Annotated in this window: 21 protein-coding genes and 2 pseudogenes; 9 read left to right on the top strand and 14 right to left on the bottom strand. The window is 60.2% G+C overall.

The features are described 5' to 3' along the window. Positions 1–185 precede the first annotated feature (185 nt). From ACT6VE_RS27975 to ACT6VE_RS27960, 4 genes are read left to right on the top strand one after another with little or no spacing between them, the layout of a single operon-like run. On the top strand, positions 186–740 hold the full coding sequence (locus ACT6VE_RS27975) for a MarR family winged helix-turn-helix transcriptional regulator (RefSeq protein ID WP_444801575.1): 555 nt from the start codon (positions 186–188) through the stop codon (positions 738–740). Then, on the top strand, positions 737–1243 hold the full coding sequence (locus ACT6VE_RS27970) for a hypothetical protein (RefSeq protein ID WP_444801574.1): 507 nt from the start codon (positions 737–739) through the stop codon (positions 1241–1243). Before ACT6VE_RS27975 ends, ACT6VE_RS27970 begins: the two co-directional genes overlap by 4 nt. Positions 1244–1249: 6 nt before the next feature. Then, positions 1250–1441 (top strand): FUSC family protein, encoded by a 192-nt coding sequence (locus tag ACT6VE_RS27965; protein WP_444801573.1) that lies wholly within the window; start codon positions 1250–1252, stop codon positions 1439–1441. After that, positions 1386–1754, top strand: a complete 369-nt coding sequence (locus ACT6VE_RS27960) for an FUSC family protein (RefSeq protein WP_444801572.1) — start codon at positions 1386–1388, stop codon at positions 1752–1754. Before ACT6VE_RS27965 ends, ACT6VE_RS27960 begins: the two co-directional genes overlap by 56 nt. Positions 1755–2210: 456 nt before the next feature. On the opposite strand, the gene gdhA is transcribed toward ACT6VE_RS27960, so the two are convergent. The 5 genes and pseudogenes from gdhA to ACT6VE_RS27935 form a co-directional block, all read right to left on the bottom strand. After that, the gene (gene gdhA, locus ACT6VE_RS27955) at positions 2211–3560 is read right to left on the bottom strand and encodes an NADP-specific glutamate dehydrogenase (RefSeq protein WP_444801571.1); all 1350 of its coding nucleotides are present in this window, start codon (positions 3558–3560) and stop codon (positions 2211–2213) included. Between the two features lie 223 nt (positions 3561–3783). Then, positions 3784–4919, bottom strand: a pseudogene (locus tag ACT6VE_RS27950) (glutamate synthase-related protein); the annotation flags it as partial. 211 nt (positions 4920–5130) lie between these two features. After that, complete coding sequence (locus ACT6VE_RS27945; protein WP_444801570.1) at positions 5131–5337, bottom strand: hypothetical protein; 207 nt, start codon at positions 5335–5337, stop codon at positions 5131–5133. Between the two features lie 227 nt (positions 5338–5564). Then, positions 5565–6101, bottom strand: coding sequence for an NUDIX hydrolase (locus tag ACT6VE_RS27940; protein WP_444801569.1), 537 nt, complete (start codon positions 6099–6101; stop codon positions 5565–5567). A gap of 825 nt (positions 6102–6926) precedes the next feature. After that, positions 6927–7214 carry a hypothetical protein gene (locus ACT6VE_RS27935; RefSeq protein WP_444801568.1) on the bottom strand — a complete coding sequence of 96 codons (288 nt, stop codon included), beginning with the start codon at positions 7212–7214 and terminating at the stop codon, positions 6927–6929. Between the two features lie 53 nt (positions 7215–7267). Here ACT6VE_RS27935 and ACT6VE_RS27930 point away from each other — a divergent pair, with 53 nt between their 5' ends. Genes ACT6VE_RS27930 through ACT6VE_RS27920 form a run of 3 tightly spaced genes read left to right on the top strand, consistent with a single transcriptional unit; the run spans position 7268 to position 8919 of the window. Further along, the gene (locus tag ACT6VE_RS27930; RefSeq protein ID WP_444801567.1) at positions 7268–8080 is read left to right on the top strand and encodes a DUF2092 domain-containing protein; all 813 of its coding nucleotides are present in this window, start codon (positions 7268–7270) and stop codon (positions 8078–8080) included. Then, a complete protein-coding gene (locus ACT6VE_RS27925) occupies positions 8077–8412 on the top strand; it encodes a hypothetical protein (RefSeq protein WP_444801566.1) in 336 nt (111 codons plus the stop codon). Before ACT6VE_RS27930 ends, ACT6VE_RS27925 begins: the two co-directional genes overlap by 4 nt. 51 nt (positions 8413–8463) lie before the next feature. Then, positions 8464–8919, top strand: coding sequence for a DUF2721 domain-containing protein (locus ACT6VE_RS27920; RefSeq protein WP_444801565.1), 456 nt, complete (start codon positions 8464–8466; stop codon positions 8917–8919). A gap of 108 nt (positions 8920–9027) precedes the next feature. Here ACT6VE_RS27920 and ACT6VE_RS27915 read toward each other — a convergent pair whose 3' ends face one another. Continuing rightward, positions 9028–10038, bottom strand: a complete 1011-nt coding sequence (locus ACT6VE_RS27915) for an AraC family transcriptional regulator ligand-binding domain-containing protein (protein WP_444801564.1) — start codon at positions 10036–10038, stop codon at positions 9028–9030. A 478-nt stretch (positions 10039–10516) separates the two neighbouring features. Between ACT6VE_RS27915 and ACT6VE_RS27910 the strand changes: the two genes are divergently transcribed. Next, a complete protein-coding gene (locus ACT6VE_RS27910) occupies positions 10517–11950 on the top strand; it encodes a DUF1254 domain-containing protein (protein WP_444801563.1) in 1434 nt (477 codons plus the stop codon). Positions 11951–12134: 184 nt separating this feature from the next. Here ACT6VE_RS27910 and ACT6VE_RS27905 read toward each other — a convergent pair whose 3' ends face one another. The 8 genes and pseudogenes from ACT6VE_RS27905 to ACT6VE_RS27870 all read right to left on the bottom strand — a co-directional run bounded on the left by ACT6VE_RS27905 (position 12135) and on the right by ACT6VE_RS27870 (position 20399). Then, a complete protein-coding gene (locus ACT6VE_RS27905; RefSeq protein WP_444801562.1) occupies positions 12135–13154 on the bottom strand; it encodes a helix-turn-helix domain-containing protein in 1020 nt (339 codons plus the stop codon). 111 nt (positions 13155–13265) lie between these two features. After that, positions 13266–13610 (bottom strand): annotated as a pseudogene (locus ACT6VE_RS27900) (DDE-type integrase/transposase/recombinase); the annotation flags it as partial. A 212-nt stretch (positions 13611–13822) separates the two neighbouring features. Then, positions 13823–14611, bottom strand: coding sequence for a MurR/RpiR family transcriptional regulator (locus ACT6VE_RS27895; RefSeq protein WP_444801561.1), 789 nt, complete (start codon positions 14609–14611; stop codon positions 13823–13825). 43 nt (positions 14612–14654) lie between these two features. Continuing rightward, complete coding sequence (locus ACT6VE_RS27890) at positions 14655–15512, bottom strand: inositol monophosphatase family protein (RefSeq protein ID WP_444801560.1); 858 nt, start codon at positions 15510–15512, stop codon at positions 14655–14657. Continuing rightward, positions 15509–16606 carry an ABC transporter ATP-binding protein gene (locus ACT6VE_RS27885; protein WP_444801559.1) on the bottom strand — a complete coding sequence of 366 codons (1098 nt, stop codon included), beginning with the start codon at positions 16604–16606 and terminating at the stop codon, positions 15509–15511. Before ACT6VE_RS27885 ends, ACT6VE_RS27890 begins: the two co-directional genes overlap by 4 nt. Before the next feature lie 5 nt (positions 16607–16611). Next, a complete protein-coding gene (locus tag ACT6VE_RS27880) occupies positions 16612–18294 on the bottom strand; it encodes an ABC transporter permease (protein ID WP_444801558.1) in 1683 nt (560 codons plus the stop codon). Between the two features lie 111 nt (positions 18295–18405). After that, the gene (locus ACT6VE_RS27875; protein WP_444801557.1) at positions 18406–19425 is read right to left on the bottom strand and encodes an ABC transporter substrate-binding protein; all 1020 of its coding nucleotides are present in this window, start codon (positions 19423–19425) and stop codon (positions 18406–18408) included. Between the two features lie 185 nt (positions 19426–19610). Further along, positions 19611–20399: a DeoR/GlpR family DNA-binding transcription regulator gene (locus tag ACT6VE_RS27870; protein ID WP_444801556.1), complete on the bottom strand. Its 789-nt coding sequence runs from the start codon at positions 20397–20399 to the stop codon at positions 19611–19613. A 261-nt stretch (positions 20400–20660) separates the two neighbouring features. On the opposite strand from ACT6VE_RS27870, the gene ACT6VE_RS27865 reads away from it, so the two are divergent. Next, positions 20661–21479 carry an inositol monophosphatase family protein gene (locus ACT6VE_RS27865; RefSeq protein ID WP_444801555.1) on the top strand — a complete coding sequence of 273 codons (819 nt, stop codon included), beginning with the start codon at positions 20661–20663 and terminating at the stop codon, positions 21477–21479. Positions 21480–21484 lie beyond the last annotated feature (5 nt).

Below are 21484 nucleotides of genomic sequence, written 5' to 3'. Positions count from 1 at the left end.
ATGTATAAAATTCTTTCAATTAATTGTGGCGGTTAACCATAAGTATTTCTATATTTGCTTTTTGGTGTGAAGTATAAATTAAACTGAGCTTGGAGCTGTCAGTCTATTTATGTATTTGTTGAGTCTGAATTATTTATCGATCAATCAGATTTATAGGTAGGTCTCTGCGCAAGTTGAGATTCCGCATGTTTGGCGTCGTGACGCAAGTCAGTAGAATCTCAGGCAATTTAAATAAGTTGATTTGCAATTCAATCTATTTCGGTTGTATTCGCCGGATGACCAGTCATCATTCGCCACGATCCCGTTTCGGGATTGTGTTTTTCTTATTCGCCCGCCGCTGGCGCAGGTCGATTGAGGCGCATCTGGCCGTCGCCGGGCTCACGGATGCCACCTGGGTTCCCTTGGTGCATTTGAAGGAGACTGGCGGCGGGATCACACAGAAGGAACTGGCGGCCCTGGTGGGTGTAGATGGCTCGAGTCTTGTTCGCGTGCTGGATATTCTCGCCCGAGAGGGGTTGATCGAACGGCGCCGCGACGAAGCTGATGGCCGGGCGCGGCTCATTTATCTGACGCCGGAAGGGGAAGGGCGGGTTGGAGAAATCCGGCAGGAGTTGGGCAGGGCCGAAGAGGCTATCCTGTTGGAGCTTTCAGATCGCGATATCACCTCGATGCTCACTCATTTCGAAGCCATCGATCGGCGCATGTTGGGACTCATTTCCGAGCAGTGGCAAAGACCATGAACGACACCGAGCCGACACAACCGCTTGACCGGCGTCCAGAGCTTCCAGCACGCCGGCGCGATGCCGCGCGCCACCTGCTGCATCCACTTCAGCTTAGAGGCAGCATGGCCCTTTCCCCACTCCCTTGTTTGCGGAATGCGGTACTGGCCGGATTTCAGGCAGCAATCACAGCGGAAATTGCTTTGCCGCTGTTTCATCTGTCACCCTGGTCGCATCTAATCGGCTTCGCCTCACTGGGTGCATTGGTCGCCCTGTTCGGCCGCTTTGCGCTGTTTGAGCAAGTGCTTGAGCGCGGCGCCGCAACCGCGATCGTTTCGGCGCTGGCATGGGCAATCTGCGTCGCCAGTGAGGCGTTTCGCCATCATCCGACCCCCGAGCGCCCGTTCCCGGTGGATACGGAGCTTCCGCTCGGTGATCGGGTGAACGCAGCGGCTCGAAGCACTGCGGCAGCCGGGATCGCGGTCTTCGTGAGTTGTGCATTCGCTGTGGACCATCCGGCCTAGGCGGCGATGGGCGCGCTGGCGGTCATGCAAGGTGCGCATCTTCACGCTAGCATGAGCCGCGCACTACAACGCATGGCGGGCACGGTCGTCGGCGCATTGCTGGCCTGGGTTCCGTTAATGCAAGGAACCTTCGGTATGGCTCATGATTTCCGTTCTGGTGATTGTCCAAGTCCTGACGGAGATGGTGATCGGCATTAATTATGCATTAGGCCAGGTGCTTGTGACTCCGATGGCGCTGCTGATGACTTATCTCGGAGCGGCACAGATAGCCATGCCGGAAATAGCGCCTGAACTTGTGCTCGACACATTGCTGGGCGCTTCAGTCGGCATCGTCATGGCGGTGCTTCTGTCTACGATCGACGGCAACTCGCCAAGCACCGCCAAGCCGGCATCAAACCAACCAGCGGATCGACCGTCAGTTGAAGAACCCGGACTGAGACGGCGTCGGTACTCGAAGTCTACGCCAATCCCTAGACGCGCTCCTGTCCTGCTGGCGTCTAGGAGTGCGTAGAGAAGGACGGCAACGACGTCTTTGTCCAGTGTATAACCGCGTGCACTTCCGAGACCGCAATATGAAGGATCCTCAGCAAAACATCAACCGGGCGCTGCCGTAGGAAGGGAGAGGCAGGTCTAACCGAATATGTAAGGGCGATGCATTAAGTAAGGCGCCGCTTCTCCTGCAAATTTTACTCTGGGTCGCAGGTTCGATACCCTTTCAAGGCGGCCATCTTTGAGTTTCAACGTGTGTCAACAGCGGCGTCAACCCAAGCCAGTGGCATTCCTATGCCGTAGGCAACGTTTGCGATCAGGGGGCCAATGATCTCGCTGGTTTGGGATCAGCGATTAGGTGGCAACCATGAACATCATGTCCATCAGCACAGTTGCTGGGCTTCAGACGTCACTGAACTGAATAAATGTTTTTCGGTGACGACGGTTCTCCTAAACAGACGTCACCGAAAATCAAACTTCAAATCACTCCTAATGCATCCATCGCTTCGGCAACCCGCACAAATCCTGCGATGTTGGCGCCGAGCACATAATCCCCTGGGGCACCATATTCAGTTGCGGTTTCCGCGCACCGATCATGGATGTCACGCATGATCGTGGCCAGGCGTTTCTCGGTCTGCTCGAATGTCCAGCTGTCGCGCGAGGCATTTTGCTGCATTTCCAGTGCAGAGGTCGCAACGCCACCGGCATTTGCGGCCTTGCCCGGCGCAAACAGCACCCCGGCATCATGAAAGATGCGCGCGGCGTCCGGTGTCGATGGCATGTTTGCGCCTTCGCCGACGGCGATAACGCCATTCCTCACCAGTGTCTTTGCGTCCTTGCCGGTCAGTTCGTTCTGCGTTGCGGAGGGCATGGCGATGTCGCAAGGCACGTCCCAGATGGAGCCATTTTCTATGTAGTGGCTACCGGTGCCCTTCAATCGCGCATACTCGGATATCCGCGCCCGGCGGGTCTCCTTGATCTCCTTAATCAGTTCAAGGTCCAGACCACTTTCGTCAACGATGTATCCGCCCGAATCCGAGCAGGCCATGATCTTGCCGCCGAACTCCGTGATCTTTTCCATGGTGTAGATAGCCACGTTGCCCGAACCGGAAACGACCGCCCGCTTACCTTCGAAAGTGTTGCCTTTTGTTGCCAGCATTCTTTCGACGAAGTATGTGGCGCCGTAACCAGTTGCCTCTTTGCGGGCGCGCGAGCCGCCGTAAAACAGGGCTTTTCCGGTGAGCACGCCGGCTTCGTAGCGATTGGTCAAACGCTTGTACTGGCCGAACATGAAGCCGATTTCGCGTCCACCAACACCGATGTCACCCGCGGGAACGTCCGTATATTCTCCGATATGGCGGTACAGTTCGGTCATGAACGATTGGCAAAACCGCATGATTTCACCGTCTGAACGGCCGCGGGGATTGAAATCAGACCCGCCCTTGCCTCCACCGATCGGCATGCCAGTCAGTGCGTTCTTGAATGTCTGCTCGAAACCGAGAAACTTGATGATTCCGACATTGACGGACGGATGGAACCGTATGCCGCCCTTGTAGGGACCCAACGCAGAATTGAACTGGACACGGAAGCCGCGATTAATCTGCACCTGGCCTTTGTCGTCGACCCATGGGACGCGAAAGATGATTTGGCGTTCCGGCTCGCAAATCCGTTCGATCAGCGCATTGTCCATGTATTTTGGATGTTTGGCCACCACGCGGCCCAGGCTTTCCAGCACCTCGCGGACTGCCTGATGAAATTCGAGTTCACCAGCGTTGCGGCGGATAACCTCGTTGAGAATTGGCTCAAGTTTTTCGTCTACGCGGACCAATCATTTTCTCCAATAGCGTCAAAGATGCCCAAAAAGCGAGCGACCCAGCGTTGATAGCGCATGCTTTGGGCAACTCCAGAAAAATGCGCACTGTGGGAGTGCAAATGCGCAAAAACAAGGCCTATTTTCATCCTGGAAAGGCCAATTGCCCGTCTGTCAGACTGCAGTGAAGTAAATGGGATTATCGCCACTACGGTTCGTCGCCCGCCCAACGGGGAGGGCGGCGGGTGATGTCGAAGGCGGACACGACCTTGCCCGCAGCGCCGATCCTGACCTGGTCGCGAATACCCGCGCCGCGCAGCGTGTTGTGAACGAAGGTCAAGCCCTCGAGCATCGGCATTCCGACACGGTTGGCGAATTCGACCGGGGCGGCACCGGTCCCGCCTTCCGCCCCATCGACCACGATGAAATCCGGAACGATGCCTGTCTGCAGCATGGCCTTGACCATGCTCATGAATTCCCGGCGATGCCCGATGCACAGTTTGAATCCGACCGGCTTGCCGCCCGAAAGCTCTCGCAACTGGCCGACGAACTGCATCAGGCGAAGCGGCGTCGAGAACGTGCTGTCCGCGGCAGGCGACATGCAGTCGATGCCCATCGGTATGCCGCGCGCCCTGGCTCGGCTTGATCTCGATCATTTTGATCTGGGGATCGGCGGAAAGATCTGCGAACTTTTCTGCGGAGAACTGGCCGTCGCCGCCGCGGCAGCCGAAATAGCCCGATGCGATCTGATAGATCAGGTCACCGCCGCCCTGCCAGTGGTAGCGGCTGATGCTGTCCTCTTCGGTATCGTGGGCGAAACCACCCTTCCTTGCCCCGGTGTTGAGGGCCAGGATGGCGTTGGCCGAGAGTGAACCGAAGCTCATGGCCGAGATGTTGTAGAGGCTGGCGCTATAGGGCTGCTTGCAGGCCGGGCCGCCGACGCGCACCCAGAATTCCGTATCGGCAATGGTGACCTTGCAGAATGGGTGAGCCAAGCATAGCCGGAACCGTAGACTTTCTCGATGGTGCCGAAAGGCCGTTTGTCTTCCACGCCTTTGGCGCGCTGGTAGACGAACCCGCGATCCTGCCGGTTGAACGGAACCGCGTCATTGTCGCTTTCGATGATATACTGGCGGATTTCCGGCCGGATGCTTTCGAGCAGGAAGCGCAGGTGCCCGACCACCGGATAGTTGCGCAGGATCGCGGCTTGTTCTGACGCAGGTCGTGAATGCCGAGAAGGAACAAGGCGCCGGAGATCGCGGCGACGACGAGCAGCCAACCACTATAGATCAGGCCCCCGCCGAGGGAGGCAACTGCCGTCGCTCCGACACAGAGAAACGCTGCAAAGCGCTGATTGGAAACGAGGGCCTTCACCATGATGTCTGATCCAAAAAGTCGCTGGTATCGAGGAAACTCGGTGTATCGGGATGCGTGCAGGCACCAACGGCGAACGGCGCGACCACCTCCCGTAGCCATCCTTGTGTAGCCGAATGTTTAGGAAGCGGTAAAAAGCCGGTCATTCGCCGCTGTCTCAGGCGCGCGGAGCGAATCTATGAAAAGCCGCCTCGCACTTTCGCTGGAATGGCTCCTAGAAGCTGACCCCTTCAAGTTTCCCGATCAGCGTGTTGCGGTCCTCGATGGATTTCAGCCGCACCGTCAGGGCCGTGCTTTTGATCGGGACCTGGGGTGGCAGGGACACGGCGACGCCCGGAATGTTTTCTGCCGCCCATTGCTTGAAGAGGCGCAGCTTGTTCGGACCACTGATGGGGAACGTATGGCTGTATCGGAAGCTCATTGCTGGTTCTTTCTGGATGTGGGCAACGGGCCAGCGCAAGGCAAAGGCCGGCGTTGCTCCGCAGGCTTCAATCTCGGATTGGGGAAATTTGAAATATCCTGGCGCCACTCTTACCGTGGCAGATAGTGACGTCAGGCTGTCAGCGTCCGACGCTGACCTTGCGAATGGGAGAGACAGAGGCCCGCCGGAAGCGGAGTGCAAAGCCCGTCGGAAACATCGGCGCCTCCTCAATTTCCGATCGTGTGCAGGGTATTGGACGACAGGTCTTGCCTGTGAGACCGGCTGAAGGACGCCAGACGTTCCGGCGTGGTATCCAGTGTCCTCACGAATGCGGCCAGCTCGACATCGTCAAGCCTGTCGGCCGCGGCCTTCAGGGGAAACCACCGCCGCTGTCTTTGCCCCTTCTCGCGCCAATGGGTGAGCGTCCCGCGCACGTTCATGCCGAACACTGCAACCCGGCAGGGAGCCTGCGAGCCGTCGTCAAGTACCTTCATATAGTGATATGTCGTCACCGGCATTGGCGAAATATCTCCGATAATCCCGGCTTCCTCGAAGGCTTCACGCGACGCCGCGACGAGGGGCGAATAGCCTTTCATCGGCCATCCCTTAGGCACGATCCATCGCCCGCGCCTGCGCGAGGTGATGAGCAGAACCTTCGGCTCGCCGTCGCGCCGGATGCGCCAGGGGAGAACGCCGACCTGCTGCAACTCGTCCATGCCGCTTACCGTCAAGGCGTGATCGCTGGCTTTTGTCGAATAGCTCATTGTCCGCCGCCTCCGCCGAACCGGCTGGAATGGGGTAGATGGGCACCCCGTTCTTGAACAGCACTGGACGTGCGGCGGGCAGCAATGGTGAGGATTGGCGTCTTGCGTCGGGGCCCCCGGGTGGCGGCGCAGGGAAATTGACGGTTGCAGGTGACGCAGATCGGATGGGACCGAAATGAGGACATGGATACGCTCCATCGGTGCGCCGTGTAAACGGCACAAAAGAAACCGCACTGTTTGATCGTGTGGTTCCCGGAGCGGCAGGTCTGTGGCGGCGTTACAGAATCAAGGTTGCCTGCTCCGGGTAAGGGAGCGTGCTTGATCGATGAACCTCGAAATCCTGATACACGTGCCGATTCGCATGCGTTTTGTGTGGTGGTTCAATGCCGCAATTTCAAGAGCGAATTTTAGCTTCTGCCGGAATATGAGAGCGACGGCGCAAAATTCGATCACTGTCAGTCGTCAGATGACGAGACCAAAACCCTCCTGAAATCTCAACCGTAAATCTGTGCCATGGGTGCTGACCGCGGACGGTGGCAGGATAAGTCACGGCAGCCCCGATAGCATCGACCGCTGTCTCAGGTTCATGATGCGCCGCTCCGCGAGCAGGTTAAGTACCCGATGTCTGCGCGGCAATTGAGAGAACCGCTACTTGCGCGGGTATTCTCGGTGCTCGGCAAGCGTTGCGCGGACAGCTCCGCGCTGCCGTAGTCGACCACGTAGGTTACAGAAACTCGCTAGGCGCGATGCCGGGCTCCCCCTAGGCTCATTGCTGTTCGGAGGGGCATGATGGGGATGAACAAAGGACTGACTGGCAAGGAGCTGTCATTTTCCTCTGCGGCGCACCGGTTTCCGCACGCCGAACTCGCCATCCGCAGACTGATGAGCCGGAGTGAGGCGTTCTGCGATCTTTGCACGGAACTCGCCTAAGCCGAGGCCGCCCTCTCCAGGGTTGCGCAGACCACGCCCGAGGATTTGCGCGAAGAGCGAACCCGCGAGTGGCTGGAGCTTATCGATCTGCTGGTTGCCGAACTGCGCGAGGCTCTCGGCCTCGAAAGGCGAAAGCCCGGCCAGAACCAATGATTGCCGGTATGAAGCGGTCGCCAGCGACACGACCAAATCTTGGGGATGCTTGCGAACATCCTCCCAACAAGAGGACAAGTGACATGAAACAGGTGAAAGTCGATCTCGACGCCGGTTTCCGACCGCGACGCCGGGCCGCGGCCATGGTGGGTGCGGTGCTGGCCGTAGCCCTGTCGGGTGCGCCAGCCCGGAGCCAGAGCGCCATCGACCCGGACGCGGATGCCATCCTGCACGCCATGACCGAACAGCTAAAGGCGCTGAAGGAGTTCAGTGCCGAATACGATACGGACCACGAGGTCGTGACGACGGATGGCCAGAAGCTGCAGTACAGCGCCTCCGGCACGATCGCCTTGTCCCGGGCTGCCGGGTTCCTCGTCACACGGCATGGCCCCTATGCGGACACGGAGGTCCGCTTTGATGGCAAGGTGATCTCGCTCTACGGCGAAAGCCTGAACGTCTATGCCGAGGTGGAAAGCCCCGGTCCGTCGATCGATGAGGCTGTTCACGAATTTCGCATCTCGACCGGCCTCGATGCCGTGGGAGCCGATCTGCTAGCGGCCGATCCCTATCCCGTTCTGACCGAGGGTGTCGTTGCCGGATCGCTGGTCGGTACCGCCTTCGTCGGCGGCGTCGAAAGCGATCACTTGGCATTTCGCAACGAGACCGTCGACTGGCAGCTATGGGTCAGCAAGGGCGACCGACCCTTGCCGGTGAAATACCTGATCACCACGAAATGGGTGACGGGTGCGCCGCAATACACGCTGCGTCTGCGCAACTGGAGCACCGGCCCAGTTGATACCAAGGGGTTTTCCTTCACACCGCCGGCCGACGCGAAGAAGCTTGATGCAGTCTATTCCGACGCGATCGGCGACCTCGTACTGGAGACACAGGAATGAGCACGAAGCGCACGTTCCGCACATCCATCTCCGTCGTGGCCATCATCGCCGCCCTCGTGACTGTCGACGGCTGGCTGGCGACGCAAACAGGGCAGGGCGGTGTCTTCGTCACCGACGCCCTGGCGCGCATCGGACGGCCGTTGACACCCGGCAGCGTCGCGGGTGTGGCGCGGCGCACGACGCGCCGAACGATCCGCCGTTCCGCGGTCTACGTCGCCGCCCTGCCTGGCGGATGCGCGAAGACCAGCATCAACGGCACCGTCGTCTGGCGATGCGGAGGCTCCTACTACCAGAGCTACAGCGGCCGCTACGTCGTCGTCTACGTGGACTGATCACAGGCCGGGTGACCTCGAATGCCTGCAGTGGACACCTGAGGAGTGCTTATGGATACACCGCCAATTGTTAGCGACCTTGCCGTCGTCATCCAAACGTCTCTAGCGCCGGTTTTCTTGTTGGCTGGCACCGCAGGCTTTGTCAGCATCTATACCATTCGCCTCGGGAGAGTATCGGACCGGCTGAACGAGATAGCCGATCGTGGGCAGCAGCAAAGCAAGATGTTTCGGTCGCAGCTCGCCTATTTGCGGCGAAGGGCACTTGTACTTGAAGTTGCGGTGACGCTTGGCGTGATGGCTGGCATTTGCACGGGCGGCGCAATCTTGAATCTGCTCGCTGGCGCTCTTGCCATCGAATTGCGCCAGGAAAACCTCTTCTGGTTCTTCGGAGGAGCCATCGTCTCGCTCATTGGATCGCTCGTTGTCTTCTTGTTTGAACTGGCGATGGCGGGACGAAACATGTTGCGGCAGATGCGAATGGACAGAGGCTCCATAGAGGAAGAATGATCGCTCGCGTTCCCCCTGCTCATTGACAGCCAATAGCTGTCTTGATCTGTCCAACAGTAGGCATTGCCAAGTGATGACCGTGCTGCTGAACGTTTGCTGGGGCGCCTGTTAACACGAGACAATCGAGCGAAACTCCCGCGGCCCGCGGCCGGTTGCCTTTCGGAAAGCGCGCGCGAAGTTGGCTGGAGACGAATATCCCAATTCGGCCGATACCTGCGTGATCGAGCCGTTGGTGTGCCGCAGGAGCTCAGTGGCTCGCTGAACCCTTGCTGCGCCCGCCAATCCGCGAAAATCGGTGCCCGCCCGATTAAGCTCCCGTTGCAGTGTCCGGACGCTGGTATCCAACGATTGCGCGGCATGATCGATCGACACGCTACCGGTGAGCACCTGGACCCGGACCTGCTCCACGATGACCTCGAGCAGAACCCGTGGGGCGCCTCCTGACCGGTCTCTCGCGACATCCTCGATGGTGACAAGGGGCCATGAGGGGTGCCTTGAAGCCGCCGAAAGATGATGGCGATCCATGACGATGCTTATCGCAGGTGCGTTGAAAACAACCGGACACTGGAAGACGTCCTCGAAAAGACCCGTTTGGCGCGGCCCGTCTGTATCAAGCTCCACGCGCAGTGGCCGCCAGTCAGCCGGCAGGTAAGCCCTGAAAAGGCTAAGCAGCACACCCGCGGCGGCACAGGCGGCATTGGCATATCCTGGGCGGCCGGCCAGAGCGAAAACATAGCTGTAGCGCGCCTCGTCGCCAACGAGCGCGACCGACATCTTGTCCACCGTGCTGTGGTAACAAAGACTAGAAATGCTGCGCTCGATGGCCTGCCCCAAGGTGTTCGCGCCAAATACGTAGTGTCCAAAGCTCCCGTAGTTGGCGATATTCATCATCGGCGTGATCAGAATTCCGAAATTGGCATCGCCAGCGGCGCGCGCGGCCGCTTCGACGAAGCTGATCACCGCCGCGTGTGGAATGAAACAGTGCTCCGCCTCGGTCAGTTCGAGATCGAAGCCGATGGCGCGGTTGGCTTGCAACAGCGCCCTTTGCCCGATTTCACGGCGTATGAAGGCCGGCATGCCATGCAATATGCGATTTGAGATGACCGGGATCTCAGCCATGCCTGTAATGCTCCAGAAATAATGAAAGCGTGGCGCAAAATGAGTGGTTTGGAATTGCGAATACTGCTTAGTTCGCAGAGAGGGGCGTAACGCAAGTAAAGATCCGAATATCTAGCGGCGTCAAGGAGGGGCGACTGTGATGAACAGCCGGAACCTACTGTTGGCGTAGGCAGCCGATGACGTGCCCAGGCGCGGCTACCGAAGAAATTTTCTGTGCTCGCCGCCGCAAGATACGAAAACGGACTTGAGGCGATCCTGACTTCAGCTGCCTTTAGCTCCTGCCAGGACGGCTTCAGACGGAAGAAAGTACATCATGGACACGGCATGAACCGGGCACGTTCAAGGCTTTCCGCCTGCGCGGGACGCGTATCTGTGCCGGCGACCGAACATTTTCTACAGCGACTGCGCCTGGGGTTCCTGGGCTGCCCTACCGCTTGCGTCGTTTGACAATGCATCGAACAATAGAGGAGTACTGCACATGTTGACGAAGCGGGTCCTACTTCGCTCAGCTGCCGCCATCGCCGCCGGCGCCGTGATTATGAAGCCGAACCTGCTGATGGCGCAGAGCCATCCCGGCATCATCGAGGCCAAGAATATCGCCGAGGAAGGCTTCATCTACGGGCTGCCGCTCGTGATGATCTATGCTGTCATGCAAGAGTTTGCCGTCGACAGGAACTCGGGACAGTTCAAGGCGCCGTTCAACGAAATCAACAACCAGCACCATGTCTCCACCCCGGAGGATACGGCAGTCATCACGCCGAACAGCGACACGCCTTACTCGATCACCTGGCTAGATTTGCGCGCTGAGCCGATGGTCATCTCGGTGCCGACGGTCGAAAAGGGCCGCTACTATTCGGTCCAGTTGATCGACTGCAACACCTACAATTTCGGCTATATCGGCACGCGCGCGACGGGCACGGATCCGGGCGACTATCTGGTGGTCGGCCCCGGCTGGAAAGGTGAAACGCCCCCCGGCATCAAGAAGGTCTTTCAATCGACGACGCCGTTCGCGCTCGCGCTTATCCGCACGCAACTCTTCAACGCCGACGACATGCCGAATGTCGAGAAGGTTCAGGCCGGCTACAAGGCACAACCGCTTTCTGGTTTCCTCAAACTCCCGGCTCCGTCTGCCGCAGCCAAGATCGATTTCCTTCCGGCCACCACGGCCGGCATCAAGGCAAACTTCTTCCAATACCTCGACGCGGCCCTGCAATTCGTCCCGGAGACGCCGAGGGACAAGGCGATCCGTGCGAAACTCGCGACAATTGGCATTGGTCCCGGTAAGACCTTAGATTTCAAGGATTTGTCGCTCGAGCACAAAGCCGAAATCCTGGTAGCCATGAAACAAGGCAATGACAAAGTCGACAAATGGCTGGCCACGGGAAACAAAAACATCAACGGCTGGAGCGTCGGTTCGTTCTTTGGCGACGAGGCCTTCTACAACGGTGATTGGCTGATGCGGGCCGGCGCTGCCAAGGGCGGCCTCCTGGGCAACGATGCCGTTGAAGCCATGTACCCCTATGCCCGAACGGACGCGACCGGCGAGGTGCTTGACGGCAGCAAACACAATTACACCATCACTTTCGCGCCCGATCAGTTGCCGCCAGTCAATGCGTTCTGGTCCGTTACGATGTACGATGGCAAGAGCCAGCTCCTGGTCAAGAATCCGATTAACCGCTACCTCATCAATTCGCCGATGTTGCCCGGGATGAAAATGGGCGCGGACGGCTCGTTGACGCTGTACATCCAAAAAGACAGTCCCGGTGCGGACAAGGAAGCCAATTGGCTTCCGGCGCCGGACGGCAAGATCTATATCGTGATGCGCCTCTATTGGCCAAAGCCCACACCGCCTTCGATCTTGCCGGCGGGCGAAGGTACTTGGCAACCGCCCGCCCTCGTCGCGGCGGGGTAGTTGTCTGACTGGCGCCGTTACTTCTCGCTGCGGCGATGTCACGTTGTTTTATCAATGCCCGGGAAAGACGTGTGTCTGTGAACTCAGGCGGTTGTGCAAGACGGCCGTCACCGTGGGGATACCCAGATCCCATGCTTCGATTACTGCTCGGATAACGCTACAGTGCCGTGCGAGCTACGCGGCTTCAGGGCTGAAGGCGTCGAAGCACCGTGCCCAGTTCCACCACTGTCTGCGGCGGCGTTGACGCTCGAGCGGGAGTCGGCACAGGCCCGCCTCCTTGTACGTCGCGTGGTAAGCATCCCAGTTCCTGCCGGAACGCCCGCGTAAACGTGCTTGCGTCGGAGAAGCAAAACATTCCGGCCAGTTGACCAACTGTGAGGCGATTCATCGGATCGCGTAACATGCGGTAGGCCGCAAGCAGGCGTTGCCTCTGGATGTAATGCGACACTCCTTGCAGCGGCTCGAACAGGGTGTACAGCGTCGAACGAGAGACGCCAATCTCGCGGCAAACTGTTGCAGGGTTGAGCGTCGGCGACCGAAGGTTCACATGGATCCACTGGCGCGCGCGCTCTAGGCGCGTTGAGGCGATGGGTTGGCGCGCCTCAGCGACTCTGTCGGGAGTTGGCGCCACGCATGCGATGATCATTGTGGCAAGGGATTCAACCAGACGCGGAACGTCCTCGAGCATCATCGTGGGGAGTCGCCGCTCCACGGAGATTAAGAAATCAGACAGAAGTAGGCCAAGCCCATCGTTGGGAAGGGTTCCTGAGTGACCATCAAGAAAGTCGCCTATGGGGCGCAGGAGGTCTCGCGGAATAAACAGTGTCGATACACTGGAATCCGCCGCGACACCGCTGAACTGCCGCCCGAGGGATCGGAAATAGACTTGAGGAGATTCCGCCATCACTCGCTCTATATATTGCGCGCTTTCCGGCAAGACGAAACACCAATGATCAAGCGGATCCTTGCTGAGATGCGTCCAACTGCGGGGCCGTTGCGGGCCAGGCATGCGCGAAGATGTAAACGCCAAAGCCCCGAGATCCCAAACCTTCTGCTCGAAGGTAAAGGCGTCCCGGTGGTTCGGACTCAACGACGCATCGATTACATCTGAATTGTAGGAGCGCCAGGCCTCGAACTGATGTTCTCGCGGCAGCAGGCGCGTATCGAAGATCAGCGGCAATAACATCCCATTCCTGATGATCATCTAGCCTCTGCAGCGTTGCAAACCCTGATTGCCGGACATACACTAAGAGTCCGTTTGACGGTAGCGTCGCCTGAACTTAGGTCGGGCACAGGATTGCCACGGTGGGCCGGTTTATGCGGCGTTCGACAGGGTGATTTGGCGCCACGTGTTCATGGCGGCGTTTCGCCGTCTGTGATGTTCAGCAGCGGTCGTCTTCTTGGGTTGGAGATGGAAGAGGTTGGCGATCGGGCCATGGATGGAGACGAAGCGCTGGCATTGCCCTGCCGACTTGAACCGCATCATCCCTCGCTCTCGTCGTCGAATAGCTAGATGCGAATTCTCCGCCCGGTTATTCAGCCCCTTATGCGAACGATGCTCGACACAGGGCATGATTTCCCTTTTGGCTGCGTCGTAAGATCTGAGCTTATCGGTGATTGTGACACGCGGCGTGATGCATTGGCCCTTTAGTAGGTTTCGCGAGGGTTCACATGGCTCAATTCTCAATGGAAATTATGCGCCTAACCGGCTCAGTTCCGCGTGGAAACCAACAGAGTTCTCTACAAGCTGCTTGAGGGAAGCTGGGAGGAGGGTGCCGTCGTCCGCAACTCTGAGTTGGGTTAGTTTCTGAACGCAGCGATGCTATACCGGGGGTGGCGTTCGAACCTTTTCCATGCGGTAGGCGATCAACCTTACGTCGCCGCAACATCGCATTTGCGTGCCAGCAGGGCGAAGAGCACGTCCAGCATCACATACATCGGTGCACGGCCGGTCGGAACGATGAGTGGGTGGGTAGAGGCGCGGTAGGCGTTGAGGTTGATGTTCTCGTCGGCGAGCGAAGCGACGACGGAGCCGCCGGGCGCGATGGAAAGAATGCGCGCGCCGGCCTTCTTGGCGATTTCCATGTTTCCGATCAGGTAGCTCGTGCGGCCGGAGAAGGAAAGCACGAAGAGTACGTCCTCGGATGTTAGGCGCGGGGCCGAAACCATCTGGAGGGTCGGGTCGGAGTAGGCGACGCTGGCGATGCCGAGCGAAGCGAGGCGATGCTGTGCCTCGCCTGCCAGGAAGCCCGACCCGCCATAGCCGTAGACATCAATGCGGCGGGCGTCCGAGAGAAGGTCGACGGCGCGGCGGAGGGACTCGAGGTCGAGGTCGTGGCGAGCCTCATGCAGCGATTGTGCTGCTCGGTTGAAGACATCGTCGACGAGGCCGGTGAACGGGTCGTCGCCGCTTTCTGCCATGCTCGCCGGCGCCTGACGCACGGCCAGTTGCTGGGCGAGCTTCAGGCGGAAATCCGGAAACCCGTCGCAGTCGAGCCGCCGGCAGAAGCGGATGATCGACGGCTCGCTGACCTTGGCGATGCGCGCGGCATCGGTGATCGACCAGGTGATGGCCGTGCTTGGTGTATCGAGGATCGCTTCCGCGATCCTGCGTTCGGCGGGCGTGAACTGGGCGAGGGACTGCCTGATCAGGTCGAGCATGAAACGCTTTGTTCCGGCATGGCGATGCTTTCGCGCGTGAAGACTACAATGTTCCGTCTGTCATCAGCGTCGACAGGCAGGACGATTGATAGTCAAAACCGGCCTGCGCCACAACGAGCCTTTTTACCGATGCCAGCGCATCTTCGCGGGGCTCGATACGGCGACCGTCCGCATCCTGCGCGACGACCTGTCCGCCCGCCGCCTCGACGAGCTGGATGCCGGCGGCGATGTCCCAGGCGCTAAATTTTGATTCATAGGCGATCGCCGCACGTCCGACGGCGACGTAGGCGAGATGCAGCGCGCAAGAGCCGAGCCGGCGCACGGCGCGGAAGGCGTTGACGAGATCGGCATGGGCTTCCTGCGCCGCGCGCGAGGGGCGCTCACCTTCGTAAGGGGCGTTCGTCAGCACCTCGACCTCGCGGTCGGTGCGCCCGCGCAGGAAGGGCTTGCCCGGTTCGCCGTTCAGCGTCAGGCGTCCGCCGCTCGCCATGAAAAGCTCTTCGCGAACCGGATCGTAAACGATGCCGCAGACCGGTTTGCCGAGATGGTAGGCGGCGATGGAGACGCAAAAGAAGGGCAGGCCCGAGGCGAAGTTGCTGGTGCCGTCGATCGGATCGATGATCCAGGTTATATCGCCTTCGCCCTGCCAGCCGCCTTCTTCACCAAGGATGCGCGAGGCCGGCAGGCGCGACCAGATGGTGTCGCAGGCTGCCCTTTCCGCCGCCTTGTCGGAGGCCGTCACGATATCGAAGAAGCCGGCCTTCTGTTCCGTTGCCAGCGTTTCGGGACTCGCATTGACGAAACCCCGGTGCGCGACGATGCCGGCGGCGAGGGCTGCTTCACAGGCGACAGTCGTGATCATGTCGTGGAGATCGTTGGTCGTGGGCTTGATGAGGATCATGCGGCTTTTCCCAGTACGGCGGTTCCCGTTTCCGGCAGGATCCAGACCGGCCGGCTGTCGATGGAGAGTTTGAGCGTCTTGCCGACCTCGGCGACGCCGGACTTGTAGTAGTCCGTGTCTAGGAAGACGCATTCCTGGCCTTCGAGGTCCGTGAGATATTCGACATAGGCGCCCTGGAAGACGACGCGGCGCACCTTCGCCTCCATCGTGCCGGCGGGGTCAACGCGGATATGCTCCGGCCGGACGACGCATCGCACGGCCTCACCCGGCTTGAAGGCGCGATTGCCGTGCGCCAGCGTAAAGGCGACCGTCGAGGCGATGCGCACGCGAACCGTCGTCTCGTCCATCGTCTCTACCTTGCCGTTGAGGATGTTCGCCTTGCCCATGAATTCTGCGACAAAGCCGGTGCCGGGGCGGGAGTAGACGTTAAGTGGACTATCGTCCTGTTCGATCACGCCGTTGCGCATGACGACGACGCGGTCGGAGATCGCCATGGCCTCGCTCTGGTCGTGGGTAACATAGAGGCTGGTGATGCCGAGGCGCAGCTGGATGGCGCGCAGTTCGTCGCGCATGCGCTCGCGCAACTGCGCGTCGAGGTTGGAGAGCGGCTCGTCGAACAGCAGCACCTTCGGCTCGGTGACGACGGCGCGGGCAAGCGCCACGCGCTGCTGCTGGCCGCCGGAGAGACGGGACGGCGAGCGGTCGGCATATTGTGTGAGCGCCATGGTATCGAGGATGGCGTCGACGCGGTCCTTCATCACGTGGCGGGTAATGTTGAGGAGGCGCACGCCGTATTCGACGTTTTCGCGCACCGTCATGTGCGGGAAGAGTGCGTAGCTCTGGAACACCATGCCGACATTGCGGGCATTGACCGGCACGTTGGTGACGTCGCGCCCGCCGATGGTGATCGTGCCTTCCGACGGCGTCTCGAAGCCGGCGAGCATGCGTAGCGTCGTTGTTTTGCCACAGCCCGACGGGCCGAGCAGGGTGACGAGCGTGCCCTCCTCGATGGTGAGGTTCAGCCGGTCGACGGCGGTGGCGCCAGCGACGCCGGGAAACCGCTTGGTAATGTTGGAGAAGATGACTTTCGACATGGGGACTACCTCTTCGATGTCGAATTGAGAATGAGCTGCATGACCGCCAGGATGGTGAGCACGACGAAGACGAGAATGCTGCAATAGGCCGCCGCGACGCCGAGCTTGAGTGTTTCCACCTGCGACAGGATGGTGACCGTGATCAGCGTCCAGTTGGCCGAGACGAGGAAGATCACCGCCGAAAGCGTCGTCAGCGAGCGCGTGAGCGCATAGGAGAGCGAGGTGAACAGCGCGGGCTTCAGGAGCGGCAGCGTGACCTGGAAGAAGGTCCGCGTGTTCGAGGCGCCGAGGATGGCGGAAGCCTCCTCGATCGATTTGTCGATCTGGCGCAGCTGGTTGGAGCCTGCCTCGATGCCGACCTGCAGGTTCTTCACCACCATGGCGGCGACAACGATGAGGGCAGTGCCGGTCAACAGCAGCGGTGGTGCGTTGAAGGTGCTGACATAGCCGATGCCGAGAATGGTGCCGGGTGCTGCGAAGGAGAGCAGCGTACCCCAGCGCAGGAGGAAGCTGCCCGGGAAGGCCTTGCGGATCAAAAGATAGGCGATCAGCATGCCGGCGACGGCGGTGATCGGTGTCGCTATGCCTGCCAGGAGGAGCGAATTGCTGAGCGTCTGGAAACCGGCGGTGAAGACGGTCGCGTAGTGGTCGAGCGTCAGCGTGTTGTTGACGCCGGGCAGCTTGGTGAAGGAGACGTAGACCACCGTCAGGTAGAACAGCAGGATCGCGAAGACGATGGCGTAGCAGCCAAGCGCCAGCGGCACCACGACCCCGCCGGAAATGCGGATCGTCTGGGCGGACGGCTTGCCGGTGACGGTGACGTAGCTGCGCTTGCTCACCCAGTAGCGATGGACGAGGAAGGCCGTCATGGAGGGAACCAGCATGAGGCTCGCGAGCAGTGCACCGGCCTGCAGGTTGAAATAGCCCACCATCTGCGAATAGGCCTCGACGGCAAGCGTGTTGTAGTTGCCGCCGATCAGCATCGGATTGCCGAAATCCTCGACCGATTTGACGAAGACGAGCAGTGTCGACGAGAGTATCGCCGGTGTTACCAGCGGAAATGTCACGCGCGAAAAGGTCGTCCAGCGCGAAGCGCCGAGCGAGGCGGACGCATCCTCCAGCGCGGTGTCGATCGATTGCAGCATGCCGCGGATGTTGAGATAGGCGATCGGCGTGAAGGCGAGCGACTGGATCAGCACCAGGCTATGGAAGCCGTAGACATTGGCATTGCGGATGCCAAGCAACTCGCGGGTGATGAGGCCCGAGCGACCGAATAGGATGACCACCGCAAGCGCCATGACGAAGGGCGGCGAGATGATCGGCAGCAGCGCCACGCCATGCACGAAGGCTTTGCCCGGCATGGTGGTGCGGGTCGCAGAAAAGGCGAGCAGGAAGCCGGCGACGGTGGCGATGACCGCCGATGTCGCACCGAGCAGCAGCGTGTTGAACAGTGATTCCCAGACGAAGCGCTGCGACAGCGTGTCGATCAGCACGCCGAAATCGAAACCGTGCTCGGTGATGACGGCCTGCTTCATGACGGTGAAGATCGGCAGGACGGCGAAGACCAAAACGGAGAGCGTGACGAGGGCAAAAATACCGAACAGCCACGGGTCGACGACGATCTTGCGCAGGAAGGCCGGCGATGTCCCGGTCCTTCCGGACGGGGTCGCTTGCGAGACGAGGGTCATGCGGGGGCTCCTTGGGCAATTCCAGGAACGGCTTTCCGCTCGGAATCGCATAAAACAAAACGGCGGGAGCATTCCGGCTTCGGAGAAAAGCGGGAATGCTCCTGCCTGCTGTTACTTTGCGTCGGCCTTGTGGCGCACGTCGTTTTCGTAGCGTTCCAGCAGGCGTGCTCGGTTCTCTCCGGCCCAGGTGAAATTGTAGTCGATCATCTTCACATTGGAGAGGTCGATCTTGGCTTCGGGGTTCTTGTAGCCGGGAATAATCGGCCCGCGGAAGGTCGCGCCGATGGCGGCCTGGCCCTTTTCGGTCAGCACCCAGTCGAGGAAGGCGGAAGCACCCTTGGCCTGTTCTTCCGGTGCATTGGCGATGGCGGCGGCGGCATTAACTTCGAAGCCGGTGCCTTCTTCCGGGAAGGAATAGCCGACCGGATAACCCTGCGCGAGTGCCGCCTCGATGTCCTGCGTGTAGGCCATGGCGAGTGCGATCTCGTTGTTGGCGACCATGCGGGAGGGCGCGACGCCGGAGCGGGTATACTGCACGACGTTCTTGTCGATCTCCTTCATCAGCGTGAAGGCCGGCTCCTCGCCGAGGAGCTGGATCATGGAGGCGAGCGCCACATAGGCGGTGCCGGATGCCGCGGGGTGCGCGAGCGCGACGCTCTCCTTGAAAGCCGGATCGGCGAACGATTTCCAGCTCGTCGGCGGCTTGGCGCCGATTTCGTCCAGCACCTGCTGGCTATAGGCGAAGACGATGGGCGACAGCGAAATCGGCGTCCAGCGGCCGTCCTTGTCGGTGTAGCGCTGGTCGACCTTGTCGACGCCGCTCGCCTTGTGTGCGGCGAGAAGCCCTTCGCTGGCGGCCTGAATGAAGTTGTCGGCGGCACCTGCCAGCCAGAGGCCTGCCTGCGGATTGGCCTTTTCAGCGCGGATACGGGCGAGGATTTCGCCAGCGCCGATGCGCACGAACTGCGCCTCGATGCCGGTGTCGTCCTTGAAGGCCTTCAGCACTGCGCCGCAATCGTCTTCCGACATGGGGCAATAGACGGTCATTCCAGCAGCGTCGGCGCTACCGGCCGAGAAGACATGCGAGCACAGGACTACAAGCGCTGAAGCCAGCGCGAAACGGCGTTTCATATGATTTCCTCCAGGTGAACGCCACGGCCCCTTCGAAAGCTTTTTCTGAAGCCTTCAGGTCTCACTCGCCGTGCGTGATCGTCGGTATAATTAAGAAATCTACATTTGTCAAAATAAATGTAGGTAAGCTACATTTTCTTTTCGACATGTAACTCGAGCTCGGAAACCAGCCCATGACACACGGCCTATTCACCCGCGACCACGAGGCCTGGCACGGCCGCGGCAAGCGCCTCGAAGCCGGGCTTCTGGCGGGCTTTCGCATCGGTGATGAGATGGGCCATCTCTGCGGTCTCGCAGAAGACCGAGCGGCTAACGACGCCCACTTTCGAATGATCGGCGAGGATGATCGTGCGCCCGGAATTGCGCACCATGGCGCGAGCGATCTCGGCGCCGTGCAGGAAGTAGTTCATCGCTCCCATCGTCGCATCGACGCCCCAGGGGGCAAGCAGTGCGATATCCGCGCGGTAACGCTGGATGTCGTTGATGGTGGCTTCGCCATAGGTTTCCATCGGGTCCTGCTTCACATTGCCGGCAAGCAGGATGACGCGCGTGCCGCGCGAAAGCTCGCCTTGTCGCTCCGTCAGCTGGCTCGCGACGTCGATGGAATTGGTGAGGATGGTGAGGTTGGTGAGGCCGCTCGGGCCGGCAAGTGCCTCGGCCATCGTCGAACTGGTCGAGCCGGCGTCCATGAAGATCGTCTGGCCGCTTTCGAGGAAGCCGAGGGCGGTGGCGCAGATCGTGCGCTTCTCCTGCAGGCGCAGCGTGATGCGCACGTCGAAGGTCGTGTCCTCGCGCGCCACCGGAACCGCGCCACCGCGCACCCGGCGCAATTCGCCGGCCACTTCCATTTCCATGAGGTCGCGGCGGATCGTTTCACGCGAGACGCCGAAATCGTCGACGATGCGGTCAATGGACACCTGACCATAGGCCGCAAGCAGCGACCGAATTTTCTGCTGACGCTCTTCTTGCCACATCACAACGTCTCCCGAACCGGCTCATTGATACGCGACGCCTCGCTTTGCCACAAGCGCCATGTGGGTTGCCGCATAAAAACTCATTTTGCCAATTAAAACACATATTGCCACATCGATGAAATCCATGTAGGTAAATTTCAGGCGCCGGAAATGGCCCATACGAATCCATCAATCGGTCGGAAGGCATTGCCGGCACGCCAACCTGCATGACTTGCGGGAGCGATGGCGGCTGCTCGAAACCGGGAAAGTGCCAAAGAGAGAATGATCAACGCCGCCCCTATCGCAGATCAGCATGTGGCATTCGCCGTGGAGCTGGCAGAGGTCGCCCGCGCCGTACTCCGGGAAAACGACCTGGCACGCGTCGACGTCTCGGTGAAACCGGATCGCAGCCTCGTCACGGCGATGGATATTCTGATCGAGGACCGGCTGCGGATGATGATTTCCGCGCGCTACCCCTCCCACGGCATCATCGGCGAGGAGCGTGATTGGGTTCGTCCCGGCAGCGAGCATGTCTGGGTGCTCGATCCGATCGACGGCACGACGGCCTTCATCGCCGGCATGCCGGTTTACGGCACGCTGATCGCGCTCGCTGTCGGCGGCGTGCCGCGCCTCGGCGTCATCGACATTCCGGCCATCGATTCGCGCTGGGTCGGCGCGGAAGGCCGGCCGACGACGCGCAACGGGACGCCCGTTCGTGTGCGTTCCTGCCCGACACTCGCCCAGGCAATCATGACGAACAGCAACCAGGACTATCTCGCGGTAAGCGAACGGCCGGCACTTGACCGGTTACGGGCCGTCACCAGCGCGCGCGTCTATGGCGGTGCGAGCCTCAACTACGGGCTGCTTGCCGATGGGCGCACCGACCTCGCGCTCGACGGCGGCCAGAAGGTGTTTGACTTCGCGCCCTTCCGGCCGATCGTCGAAGGGGCGGGCGGCATCGTCACGGACTGGGCTGGGCAACAGCTGACGCTTGAAAGTTCCGGCCAACTGCTGGGGGCGGGCGACGCCACGGTGCACCGCCAGGCGCTCGATCTGATCAAGGACCTGAAGGCCCAACCGGCCGTCTCGGTCCGCGCGTAGCCTTG

The sequence above is a fragment of the Shinella sp. genome (assembly GCF_052438155.1).
Lineage (GTDB): Bacteria > Pseudomonadota > Alphaproteobacteria > Rhizobiales > Rhizobiaceae > Shinella.
This window is presented reverse-complemented; position numbering and strand designations above follow the sequence as displayed.

Coding starts and splice junctions, on each gene's coding strand:
- ACT6VE_RS27975 (WP_444801575.1), top strand. CDS start 186: ATGTTTGGCGTCGTGACGCAAGTCAGTAGAATCTCAGGCAATTTAAAT.
- ACT6VE_RS27970 (WP_444801574.1), top strand. CDS start 737: ATGAACGACACCGAGCCGACACAACCGCTTGACCGGCGTCCAGAGCTT.
- ACT6VE_RS27965 (WP_444801573.1), top strand. CDS start 1,250: ATGGGCGCGCTGGCGGTCATGCAAGGTGCGCATCTTCACGCTAGCATG.
- ACT6VE_RS27960 (WP_444801572.1), top strand. CDS start 1,386: ATGATTTCCGTTCTGGTGATTGTCCAAGTCCTGACGGAGATGGTGATC.
- ACT6VE_RS27945 (WP_444801570.1), bottom strand. CDS start 5,337: ATGAGCTTCCGATACAGCCATACGTTCCCCATCAGTGGTCCGAACAAG.
- ACT6VE_RS27940 (WP_444801569.1), bottom strand. CDS start 6,101: ATGAGCTATTCGACAAAAGCCAGCGATCACGCCTTGACGGTAAGCGGC.
- ACT6VE_RS27930 (WP_444801567.1), top strand. CDS start 7,268: ATGAAACAGGTGAAAGTCGATCTCGACGCCGGTTTCCGACCGCGACGC.
- ACT6VE_RS27925 (WP_444801566.1), top strand. CDS start 8,077: ATGAGCACGAAGCGCACGTTCCGCACATCCATCTCCGTCGTGGCCATC.
- ACT6VE_RS27920 (WP_444801565.1), top strand. CDS start 8,464: ATGGATACACCGCCAATTGTTAGCGACCTTGCCGTCGTCATCCAAACG.
- ACT6VE_RS27915 (WP_444801564.1), bottom strand. CDS start 10,038: ATGGCTGAGATCCCGGTCATCTCAAATCGCATATTGCATGGCATGCCG.
- ACT6VE_RS27910 (WP_444801563.1), top strand. CDS start 10,517: ATGTTGACGAAGCGGGTCCTACTTCGCTCAGCTGCCGCCATCGCCGCC.
- ACT6VE_RS27905 (WP_444801562.1), bottom strand. CDS start 13,154: ATGATCATCAGGAATGGGATGTTATTGCCGCTGATCTTCGATACGCGC.
- ACT6VE_RS27895 (WP_444801561.1), bottom strand. CDS start 14,611: ATGCTCGACCTGATCAGGCAGTCCCTCGCCCAGTTCACGCCCGCCGAA.
- ACT6VE_RS27890 (WP_444801560.1), bottom strand. CDS start 15,512: ATGATCCTCATCAAGCCCACGACCAACGATCTCCACGACATGATCACG.
- ACT6VE_RS27885 (WP_444801559.1), bottom strand. CDS start 16,606: ATGTCGAAAGTCATCTTCTCCAACATTACCAAGCGGTTTCCCGGCGTC.
- ACT6VE_RS27880 (WP_444801558.1), bottom strand. CDS start 18,294: ATGACCCTCGTCTCGCAAGCGACCCCGTCCGGAAGGACCGGGACATCG.
- ACT6VE_RS27875 (WP_444801557.1), bottom strand. CDS start 19,425: ATGAAACGCCGTTTCGCGCTGGCTTCAGCGCTTGTAGTCCTGTGCTCG.
- ACT6VE_RS27870 (WP_444801556.1), bottom strand. CDS start 20,399: ATGTGGCAAGAAGAGCGTCAGCAGAAAATTCGGTCGCTGCTTGCGGCC.
- ACT6VE_RS27865 (WP_444801555.1), top strand. CDS start 20,661: ATGATCAACGCCGCCCCTATCGCAGATCAGCATGTGGCATTCGCCGTG.